This is a genomic window from Rhodococcus sp. 06-1474-1B, from assembly GCF_002258885.1.
Classification (GTDB): Bacteria; Actinomycetota; Actinomycetes; order Mycobacteriales; family Mycobacteriaceae; genus Rhodococcoides; species Rhodococcoides fascians.
The window spans coordinates 38,752-49,060 of sequence record NZ_NOYR01000018.1 but is presented as its reverse complement, the minus strand read 5'-3'; the positions used below and the strand labels follow the sequence as shown (position 1 = coordinate 49,060).

Here is a 10,309-nt window from a genome sequence, read left to right as displayed (position 1 = left end):
GGACGCGCCCGGTCCCATTCCGAACCCGGAAGCTAAGCCCTCCAGCGCCGATGGTACTGCACTCGACAGGGTGTGGGAGAGTAGGACACCGCCGAACACAACATCCCAAAATGCCCCTGACCACCCGTGGTCAGGGGCATTTTGCATTCGAAACCAACACCCACACAACAGTATGCACCGCTCGCGCTGCTGAACGCGCAGGCATCCACACGTGCACCCCCAGTCCCATCATCGCCATACGGACCCCCCGTCCCCTCGCCCCCGGGCCGCGAACGCGCGCGCGTTCGCCACACGCGAGCAGAACAGTGACACCACACTGCGCGCACCCGGCAAACGCGCGCGCATTCGCATAGCACCAGAGGTGCCGGCACCACGTCGCCTCCGACAGTGCCGGACGTTCACTCGCAACACCCACCCCCCGTCGCATACGCGAGCGCATCGCGCAGACAAAGGGGATCGGTGATCCCCAACCGTGTCGCCCGCTGAGGCGCGCCACCCCACCCCGTTCGCACACGCGAGCAGAACAGCGACAGCAGACTGCGCGTACCTGACAAACACGCGCGCGTTTGCGTATACCTGGAAGGTTTACCGACCGATCGAATCGGAGTAGTCGGGCCACACTCCACCACTCGTTCGAGTGCGCCCCTGGAACGCCCAGCTGCACAACAATTCTCGAGCGCCGAATTTAATCAGTGGAGTTCGATGCCTCGGCAGTGCATGATCGTCGTACGGATACATCGCATCGGTCGTGGAGGTGGACAATGGCAGCAAATTTCGAGCTCGCAGGCCGGGGCGTCGTCTACACGCGATCCGCGGCTATTGCCGATCACGCTCTCTGAGTAGAGCTTTCGCGGATCGAGGCCGATGAGCCTCGACAACGACGCGTCGACTATTTTGCGCCGCACGGCTGTGCTCCGTGTGAGGCGTCCATTCTTTCTGTAGGAGAACAGATGTACTACGAACATGTCTTGAGTGAACATCGACAACGGGTTGCCCGGGGTGTCGAGAACTACGAACGGCGTCGCGTAGCAGCCGAGCGGGCTGCGGAAAGTGTTGCGGCACAGGAACGAATCGAACCCGTTCAGGAATCGGTCGGGAAAGCCACTTGGGACGACGAGGAAACACCCGGAAACGGTGACAGTTCTGAATCCGGTATCGGGTCCGGATTCGTCTCGGCAAATCGCTGACCGGTCATCGTTTGACCAGATGTGAATATCGATCGCCGGCTGCGTCGATGAAGTCGCGCACGAACCAGCACGCAGGGACCACTTGGAGGCCCTGCGTGCTGGTGTCGTCGAGGGCGTATTCGGTGAGCGCGGCGGCCAGCCCTCGGCCGCGGAACCGAGGCAGTGTCACGGTGTGGTGGAAGGTTCGGACGCCGTTCGACTCGAAGTACTCGGAGTACCCGGCCGGCTCGGAGTCGACGTGAATTTCGAATCGGTGGGCGGCGGTGTCATGGGTGATCGTCACCGGCATTGCGGTACCTCCTGGCAGTATTCGATGTCTCCACGGTAACCGGCAGCCGAACGGCGATCTTCCGGTAGTTACTCGAGCACGCATCGACGCAGTAGGCTGAGGGAAACCGAGTCGTGCGAGCGCCACCCGTCGCAACACCTCTCTTCATAAGTACGGGGCGCTCGAGGCTTAAGGCGGCAAACCGTGGAAGACACATCCGACCGGGGAATCAAGGCTTTCATCAGAACCGTCGCGCAGCGCGGTGGACGCGCGGAGCGTCTGACCACCTCGCGTCGCAATCCCGTTCAGGTCTGGTCGATGGACGGTAAGTCCTCGTGCATCGTGCGGGTGCGATCGAAGGTCACGGGCGACTGGAAGGCCCGCAGGCAGGACGAGTCGCTCGAGAGCGACGACACGGGGTCGTCGTACTGGGTGTTCGTGGACCTGGCAACCGAGGAACCGCGGTTCTACATGGTGTCCTCCGAGGAGATGGCGTCGGACATTCGTGGAGAAGTGGATCTGTGGGTGCAGGATTCGCCGCTGCGGACGCGAACCGGGCATCACGCCATTGCAGTCGACAGGGTGGCTCACGGCAGTGAACGCTGGGAACTGCTGGGACTGAGCGCCACCTTGGACACGTCCGTCGACGTCGGACCCGAGCAGACGTGGGTTCGCACGCCCAGGGTCAAAGCAACGCGGAAGTCCAAGGTCGTCGTCGAAGAGGAAGTGATCGACAACCGGGTACGGGTGGTGGCCGATTGCGAGGGATACCGGCTCAGTGGGCGATTCGACCCGCAGACTCAGCGCCTGGAAATCACGGCCGGGCCGATGGAGGGTCGACGGTTCGACAACCCGTCCGTCGCCGCCAGTGCCGTCGCCACGCACATCAGTGGAGATGTCGAGGAGCGGGACGGCTGGCAGTTCTGGCAGTTGGACACTCCCGATCGCGCCCCTCTCGGTTCCTTTCAGTAAGAACTAGCAGGTGAACGCGGTGATCTTGTGAGCTTTCACCAACTTCGCGCAACGTGCGGAAACCGTCGAAGTGTCTGATTAACCTAGCGCTTGTACGACGAGCTCCCTGTTTCAATCGCTGGGTCGAATCGATGCTCGAGAGTTCGTCTGTGCATCGGGTTTCGGGTCTCAGCGAGCTCGACGGTCGACAGTGCGAGGGGTGCTGTCGACCGTGGGGAGAGGTATTCACCATGGAGCAGTCATACCGAGCGGCATCCGCTCATTCGTCCCGCTTCCTTTTTCTCATCGCACAGTTCGTCGATCGGAGAATTCCGGCGGAGTTCTTCTCGACGCAGTTTCGAGAACTCCAGAACACGCGGGTGACGTACCTCGATGCAGAGGTGTCGTCGGTGATCGGGATGCTGTCGGTCGACGTCGGGGCGTATCTGGGAGACGTCGACCTTCGCGGCGTGGACTACATCGATGCGGAACAGCTGTGGCGTGCAGCCGGCCACGCGTTTCGTGACCTCATGACATTGCAGTCCGAGCAGTTCGAGCGCGAGGCCGGCTGATCGGCCACCGCAGCCCGTCAGCGAAATCGATCACGGTGTCGCAGAAGGTCTTCCAGCCGGAAGCGTCGGTGGGTGCCACGCATTTCGATCGGTAGGTCTCCGGCGTCGGCCAAACGCCGGACGTAGGTGTCGGAGACACCGAGTACCTCTGCCGCTTGCGAGGTCGTCAGCAGTTCTTCGACGGTTCCGATGGCCACAGCCCTGGCGGTGGCCAGCTGGGTGAGCAGTTCGAGCACCGCAGCGCGCGCGGGGTCGTCCAGGTCCACCGACACTCCGCCGAGACGGACATCGACGTCCGTGTCCGTGTTCTCGTGCAGTGCCGTCGTGATTCGTGCGGCGGAGCGCGAACTCAGCGCGCGGGTGACGAATCGGAAGTCCATCCGACCAGGATAGGAGCGTCCGGTTCGCCTAGGCTCGGGACACCCACCATCCGAGGAGTGTTTCAGTGCCGCAGTTGTTGCACCTGGATTCGTCTGCCGACCTGTCCCGTTCGATCAGCCGTCGGGTGACAGCCCACTTCTCGGACGCGTGGCACAGCATCGGAACCGATCATTCGGTGATTCGCCGTGATCTGCACGTCAATGCATTGCCACATCTGCCGACCTCGGCACTGCATTGGGCGCCGCACCTGCGGACTGCCGACGAGACCGTGGACGCGGCAGCCGAGGCTCTTCAAGTCGAGCTGGTCGAGGAACTGATCTCCGCGGACGTCGTACTGATCGGTGCGCCGATGTACAACTGGTCGATCCCGTCGACGCTGAAGGCGTGGATCGACTACGTGCACGTTCCCGGCATCACGGTGCCGTTCGACGGCGATACAGCACCACTCGTCGGCAAGCCTGCGGTTGTGGTCACCAGTCGGGGGAACGAGTACACCCCGGGCTCGGAGGCAGCGTCGATCGACCACACCACGGGGCAGCTGCGGCAGGTTCTCGGCGCTGCACTGGGCATGGACGTGCATTTCGTCCCGATCGACCTGACCCTTGCCGAGCGGGTTGCCGGTCTGGCACCGAAGATTCCGCAGGCTCGGGCCAGCCTCGACGCGGCATTCTCGGCCGTCGATGAGCTCGCGCGGCGTCTGGGCACGATCTCGCCCGTGTGAGAGCCGAGTAGCCTGTCAGGGTGCAACCGAACGGCCCTGGTAGCGGCATCGAACGTGGACCAGGACGCCACCGGTTGGCGCGTCCGTCCGGCGACCACGCTGTTGCGCTGCGGATCGGCCGAGTGCTCGTTGCGACGGCGGCGGTGGCGTCCGTTGCAGTCAGTGGCGTCGGATTCGCGGTGTACCGGGAGGCAACCACCGGACTGACCACCTCCGATGCGCTCGACGGTATCGCGAACAACGATCCGGATGTCAACGGTGCCGACACCAACATTCTGCTGATCGGGCTCGACAGTCGTAAGGACATGGACGGCAACGATCTGCCGGCCGCTTTCGTCACCGACACCCTGCATGCCGGTGACAGCGACGTCGGCGGATACAACACCAATACGCTTCTGCTGGTGCATCTTCCGGCCGGCGGTGGACGAGCGACAGCGCTGTCGATGCCGCGCGACGACTACGTCGACGTTCCCGGATACGGCAAGCGCAAGATCAAGGAGGCCTACGGGCTCGCCAAGGCCGATGCCGACACCCAATTGCTCGACGAGGGTGTCACCGACGCGGCCGAGCGTGAGCGTCGGGCACGCGAGGCGGGCCGCCGCTCGACGCTGACGGCCGTTCGCGATCTCCTCGATGTGCCGATCGATCATTTCGCGGAAGTCAATCTTCTGGGGTTCTACGACGTGGCGACGGCAGTCGGCCCGATCCAGGTCTGCCTGAACAACCCGGTGCACGATACGTACTCGGGTGCGGACTTCCCCGCGGGTGCGCAGGAATTGAGCGCGACTCAGGCGTTGTCCTTCGTGCGTCAACGGCACGGACTCGACAACGGTGACCTCGACAGAACCAAGCGGCAGCAGGCGTTCGTGGCCGGGGTGATGGCCAAGCTCAGCGCATCCGGCGTGCTGGCGAACATCAGCGAATTGCGTGCGCTGATCGCGGGTACCAAGAACGACATCGTCATCGACGCGGGCCTCGACCCGATCGGCCTTGCCGGGGGAGCCGGTGCCGTCATGAAGGGTGATATCGACTTCTACACGCTGCCGATCACGGGCTACGACACCGTCGACGGTCAGGACGTCAATCTCGTCGACGTCGACGCCATCAGAGCCGAGGCAGCGCGATTGATCGGTCCTGCGCAACCGACGCCCGCAGCCCTCGATCCGACGTCGGATCCGGCACCACCACCGCTCGAGGTAGCCGTACCCGAGCCGTCCCAGGACCTACCGGCCGCCCCGGACCAGGGTGTGCACAGCAACGGCGGCATCCCCTGCGTCGACTGAGCCCTGCATCGGCTCGGTCAATGGTTCGGCGTGCTCGACAGAACATCCATCAACTGCTTCTCGACGGCGGCGAACTGTGGCGTCGTGACGATCTCGAGCTCCCGGGGTCGAGGCAGCGGTACGTCGACCTGCCGTCGAACGTGGGCGGGTCGCGGCGAGAGGACCACCACCCGATCGGACAGGTAGACCGCCTCGCGGATGTCGTGGGTGATCATCAGCACCGTCCACCTGAACTCCGACCAGACCTGCTGCAGCCAGGCCTGCATGTCACTACGGGTCAACGAGTCCAATGCCCCGAAGGGCTCGTCCAACAGCAACACCGACCGTCCCTGCACCACGGTGCGCAGCAGTGCTGCTCGTTGCCGCATGCCACCGGACAGTTCGGACGGGCGAGCGGACTCGTACCCGTCGAGACCGAACACCGGGAACAACTCGCGTGCCCGCGCTCGTGCCTCCTTCTTGGCGACGCCTTGTACTTCGAGGCCGAGCGAGGTGTTGTCGAGCACCGATCGCCACGGGAACAGCAGGTCCTTCTGCGGCATGTAGGCACACGGCGGAACTCGGACCGAGCCCGAATCGGGTGTATCGAGGCCGGCGAGCATGTTGAACACCGTGCTCTTGCCCGAGCCGCTCGGACCGATGATCGACACGAATTCACCGGGCCGGACGCCGAAGGACACGCCGTCGAGTACCGGTTTTCCGCCGAACGATTTTCTCAGAGCCGAGATGTCGATGCTGTGCTCGAGTTCAGACATTGTGCCCCGCCGAGCCCTGACGTGCCCACGGGGCGACGACGCGTTCGACCACGAACGTCGAGACGAACAGGAGCACGCTGATCACCGCGGTGACGGCAACGGCTGCAAGTACCAAATCGGTACGGAACGAATTCTTCTGCTGACTCATGTAGATACCGAGTCCTGCGGTGGCTCCTGCGTATTCGGCAAAGATCGCACCGACGACGGCGTAGGTGATGCCGATGCGAAGCGAGGTGAAGAATCGAGGAAGTGCCGACGGCAGCCGTACGTAGCGGAACTGCTGCCAGCGGCCGGCCCCCATGGTGGCCAGGAGGGCTCGCGCGTCGCGATCTGCGGCGGCGAACCCCTCGATGAGCCCGATGGCCATGGGAAAGAACGTCGCCAGTGCGATCACGAGAATCTTCGGTAACAGTCCGAACCCGAACCAGATGATGAGCAGCGGTGCGATGGCGATGATCGGCAGTGTCTGCGAGACGACGAACAAGGGTACGAACGCGCGGCGCAGCCACGGCGAGAAGTCCACGGCGATGGCGAGCAGCCAGGCCAGCACGAGAGAGACTGCGAAACCGACGAGTGTCACCTGCAGTGTCGCTGCGGCATTCTCGGCAATCGCCTCGCGTTGGGCCCAGCCCTGCGTGAGAACGCGGCCGGGGGAGGGCAGTACCTGTGGCCTGATGCCGCTGACCTCGACATAGATCTGCCACACCGCGATCGACAGGACGACGACGGTCACCGCGGGCCATGCCCACCGCAACGAAGCTCGGACACCGCTGAGCGAGAACGTATCTCGCTCAGCGGTCACCGGCTCATCGATCGCCGAGGTAGTCATCGGTGAAATAGGTGGACCAGTCCGGTTCGGCGCTCAGCGGTGCACCGTTCTGATCGGTGAGTACCCCGCTGTCGTAGAGAAACTTCGAGTACGCGGTCCACGTCTCGATGCTCTGTCGTCCGACCTCGCCCGCGGAATCCTTCATGTACTTCTCTGCGAGCATCTTCTGACTCTCGAACACCAACGATTCGTCGGTGAACGTACCGGGATTGGCGTCGATCAGATCCTGAGCCGCCTTGTCCGGATCGTCCGCTGCGAGTTGGTAGCCACGCTGCAGCGCCTGCACGAACTTCTTCGCCTCGTCCGGATGCGCAGCCAGCCACGGCTCGTTTCCGCTGATGGTGATGGCGTAGGCGTCGGGGAACCCGTAATCGGTGTAATCGAAGTACTTCATCGGCGTTCCGCTGTGCTCTGCCTCGATGCCCTCCCACGCGAGGTAGGACACGGTGAAGTCGGCAGTGCCGGAGTACACCGCCTCGTAGGCCGATGTGCCGAGCACGACGGTCTCGTATTCGCCTGTGCCACCGTCGTTCTCGATGACCTGCCGGAGCCCGGCCTGCTCGCCGGATTCACCGAAACCGGCGTAGACCTTGCCGTCGAGTGCGCGTGGGCTCGCGATGTCGTCCCGATCCGCACGCACTCCGATGCCGGTGGCCCAGTGCTGCAGTGGTGCGAGGACGGACACGGTCCGGGCGCCGGCCGATCTGGCGAAGACCGTCGAACTCTGGGTGCTGATACCGAATTCGGCGTTGCCTGCATCGACGAGCGTGTCTGCGGCCGTGTTGTTGTACGGCAGTACTTCCACATCGAGCCCGGCGTCGGCGAAGTAGCCCTCCTGAAGGGCGACGTAGAGGCCGGTGTGATTGGTGTTGGGAGTCCAGTCGAGGGCGAAACGGATGGTGTCGGAATCCGTCGACTGCGAGCAGCCGGCCATCACCGTGGTTGCGAGGACCGTCGCCACCATCACCGTGAGCAATCGAGACGTTCTCATGCGTGCACCGCGCTCTCGGTCGATGGCCACGGAGTGGGGTGTAATGCGCTGTCCCAGAACATCAATTCGTACCTCGACGCAACGACGAAGGCGTCGATCATCTGCTCACGCTGCAGTTCCGTCGCAGAGTCGGCCGCGTCGTCGACGAAGCCCTTTGCGGCATCGACGATGGCATGGAATTCGGGTGCGTCGTAGTTGGCCACCCACTGTGCGTAGGGATGACCGGGATCGCGTGCCAGCACGGCTTTCGCCGCTCCGGCGAGCGAGCGGCCGACGTCGGCGTAGATCCAGAAGCACGGCAGAACAGCAGCCGCCGCAACGGGATACGGCTCGGTCGCGGCGACGGCCGTCAGGTAGGAGGTGTAGCCGAGGCATGCCGGTGAAGGCGTCGGCGTCTCGGCGGAGGGCGGGAGAACGTCTCCGGTGAGCATGGCCTCGTGCGAGGCGGCCTCGTCCATCGCACTCGCTGCAGCGCCGGCCCAGAAGGCTCCGGCCACCGGTGTCGGCGCGTGCGCTGCCAGCAGGGACAGCGACTTCACGTAGCCACCGAGATACAGCGAATCCTGTTCCAGATATCGACGGAACGCGTCGAGTGGAAGGGTTCCCGCACCGAGTAGGCAGAGAAATTCGAGATCGTCGATCGCGCGTCTGATGTGCGCGGATGCGTCCCAGAGTCGATCGGTGAAGCGGACCGGGTCCGCAGATACAACAGGCGTCATCGCCTTGACATCCCTTCGTCAGTATTACCTGCATCAGGTTCGGCGGGTTTGATCTCAGCATCCGCATCGGCGGACACACCCCGTGTCAGAACGTCAGTGACAGTAACACCGGTCACGATGTGCCGGTGTTACTGCCCCTTCACCTCGGCCTGGGTCTAGCCCAGCATGTCCTCGAGCTCCATGCCCTTGGTCTCGCGGATGTTGGACTTGACGAAGAGGAACGACAGCGCAGCGAAGAGCGCGAAGCCGGCGTAGATGACCCACAGTCCGACGGACGACGTCAGTGGTGGGAAAGCAAGCGTGACAGCGAAGTTGGCGATCCAGTTCGCAGCCGTACCGATGCCGAGAGCCATGGCGCGCATCCGGTTGGGGAACATCTCGCCGAGCATGACCCACATGATCGGTCCCCAGGTCGATGCGAAGAAGATGACGAACAGATTCGCCCCGACCAACGCGATCGCACCCCACGGCGACGGCAGACTGACCTCGTCGCCGCTGCCGGTCGCCTGCGAGAAGGCGACGGATGCCATGACGAGTCCGACGAACATTCCGATGGACCCCGCCATCAGCAGCTTGCGCCTGCCGATGCGATCGACGAACAGAATCGCCACGAACGTCATGGCCACGTTGATGACCGCGGTGATGACCGAGGTGGTGAACGACTGGTCCTCGGTGAACCCGACCGACCGCCACAGCGTCGTCGAGTAGTAGAAGATCGCATTGATGCCGACCAGCTGTTGCAGGACGGCCATCGTGATGCCCACCCAGACGATCGGCTGCAGACCGAACTTGGGGCCACGGATGTCGGCGAACGACGATCGGGCCTCCTTGCGCAGCGTCAGCCTGATCTCGTGCACTCGCTCGTCGGGATGCAGCTCGCCGGTGATGTTCGCCAGAACCGCGGCGGCTTCCTCGTCCAGATGCTGACCCACCAGGTAGCGGGGTGACTCCGGGATCAGGGTGGCCAGGATTCCGTAGACCAGAGCGGGGACCACACCGACGAGGAACATCCAGCGCCACGCCTCGACACCGAACCACAGGTCGTTGGAGGCTCCGTCGGCCGCACCCGCGAGAAGGGCGTCGGACAGTAGGGCAGCGAAGATACCGATGGTGATCGCCAATTGCTGCAGCGAGGCCAGCGCGCCACGCCATTTGGCGGGCGCGATTTCGGCGATGTAGGCCGGTGCGATGACCGACGCGATGCCGATGCCGAGACCGCCGAGCACACGCCAGAGCATGAGATCGGGAACGCTGAACGCGAGCCCGGAGCCGACCGAGGAAATGACGAACAGGGCCGAGCCGAGCAGCATCACCTTCTTGCGGCCCCAGCGATCGGCGAGGCTACCGGCGAACCAGGCACCGATCGCGCAGCCGATCAGGGCGATCGCAACCACGAAGCCGGTGGTGAACGAGCCGAGAGAGAAGTGGTCTTCGATCGAATCGACAGCTCCGTTGATGACCGAACTGTCGAAGCCGAACAGGAAGCCGCCTACAGCGGCGGCGACGCTGACGCCGATGACCTTCGCTGTGTGACGGTCCGAGGTCTGATTCATGTGTGATGCACCTTCTGGCCGCGCGCGGGCGCCGGCCGCTGGGGAGACCGTACGGCAGGGATTGTCGTACCGTCCTGGGACATTACGCCTGGTCTTTCG

At 63.8% G+C, this 10,309-nt stretch carries 11 protein-coding genes, 1 rRNA gene and 1 riboswitch; of the genes, 5 read left to right on the top strand and 7 right to left on the bottom strand.

Annotated elements, in window-relative coordinates; genetic code table 11:
* Positions 1 to 97 (top strand): 5S ribosomal RNA (gene rrf, locus CH266_RS05310); the annotation flags it as partial.
* A gap of 1,094 nt (positions 98 to 1,191) precedes the next feature.
* Here the strand turns inward: rrf and CH266_RS05300 are convergent.
* Entirely contained in the window at positions 1,192 to 1,476 is a 285-nt protein-coding gene (locus CH266_RS05300; protein ID WP_027497965.1) for a GNAT family N-acetyltransferase, read from the bottom strand.
* A 183-nt stretch (positions 1,477 to 1,659) separates the two neighbouring features.
* On the opposite strand from CH266_RS05300, the gene CH266_RS05295 reads away from it, so the two are divergent.
* Positions 1,660 to 2,427: a hypothetical protein gene (locus CH266_RS05295; RefSeq protein ID WP_032368807.1), complete on the top strand. Its 768-nt coding sequence runs from the start codon at positions 1,660 to 1,662 to the stop codon at positions 2,425 to 2,427.
* A gap of 230 nt (positions 2,428 to 2,657) precedes the next feature.
* Positions 2,658 to 2,978 (top strand): colicin immunity domain-containing protein, encoded by a 321-nt coding sequence (locus CH266_RS05290; protein WP_027497963.1) that lies wholly within the window; start codon positions 2,658 to 2,660, stop codon positions 2,976 to 2,978.
* A 17-nt stretch (positions 2,979 to 2,995) separates the two neighbouring features.
* Here the strand turns inward: CH266_RS05290 and CH266_RS05285 are convergent, their stop codons facing one another.
* Positions 2,996 to 3,358: a helix-turn-helix domain-containing protein gene (locus CH266_RS05285; protein WP_032389982.1), complete on the bottom strand. Its 363-nt coding sequence runs from the start codon at positions 3,356 to 3,358 to the stop codon at positions 2,996 to 2,998.
* A 65-nt stretch (positions 3,359 to 3,423) separates the two neighbouring features.
* On the opposite strand from CH266_RS05285, the gene CH266_RS05280 reads away from it, so the two are divergent.
* Complete coding sequence (locus CH266_RS05280) at positions 3,424 to 4,080, top strand: FMN-dependent NADH-azoreductase (RefSeq protein ID WP_094714896.1); 657 nt, start codon at positions 3,424 to 3,426, stop codon at positions 4,078 to 4,080.
* Between the two features lie 20 nt (positions 4,081 to 4,100).
* On the top strand, positions 4,101 to 5,363 hold the full coding sequence (locus CH266_RS05275; protein ID WP_094714895.1) for an LCP family protein: 1,263 nt from the start codon (positions 4,101 to 4,103) through the stop codon (positions 5,361 to 5,363).
* Between the two features lie 17 nt (positions 5,364 to 5,380).
* On the opposite strand, the gene CH266_RS05270 is transcribed toward CH266_RS05275, so the two are convergent.
* From CH266_RS05270 to CH266_RS05250, 5 genes are all read right to left on the bottom strand, one after another.
* Positions 5,381 to 6,118, bottom strand: a complete 738-nt coding sequence (locus CH266_RS05270) for an ABC transporter ATP-binding protein (RefSeq protein WP_094714894.1) — start codon at positions 6,116 to 6,118, stop codon at positions 5,381 to 5,383.
* Positions 6,111 to 6,947 (bottom strand): ABC transporter permease, encoded by an 837-nt coding sequence (locus CH266_RS05265; protein ID WP_027497959.1) that lies wholly within the window; start codon positions 6,945 to 6,947, stop codon positions 6,111 to 6,113. Before CH266_RS05265 ends, CH266_RS05270 begins: the two co-directional genes overlap by 8 nt.
* A complete protein-coding gene (locus CH266_RS05260; protein ID WP_052055064.1) occupies positions 6,925 to 7,911 on the bottom strand; it encodes an ABC transporter substrate-binding protein in 987 nt (328 codons plus the stop codon). Before CH266_RS05260 ends, CH266_RS05265 begins: the two co-directional genes overlap by 23 nt.
* 23 nt (positions 7,912 to 7,934) lie before the next feature.
* On the bottom strand, positions 7,935 to 8,657 hold the full coding sequence (locus tag CH266_RS05255; protein ID WP_032383717.1) for a TenA family protein: 723 nt from the start codon (positions 8,655 to 8,657) through the stop codon (positions 7,935 to 7,937).
* Positions 8,651 to 8,750: riboswitch (TPP riboswitch) on the bottom strand. Its footprint overlaps the gene before it by 7 nt.
* Before the next feature lie 62 nt (positions 8,751 to 8,812).
* The gene (locus tag CH266_RS05250) at positions 8,813 to 10,210 is read right to left on the bottom strand and encodes a sugar porter family MFS transporter (RefSeq protein ID WP_027497956.1); all 1,398 of its coding nucleotides are present in this window, start codon (positions 10,208 to 10,210) and stop codon (positions 8,813 to 8,815) included.
* Positions 10,211 to 10,309: the final 99 nt, after the last annotated feature.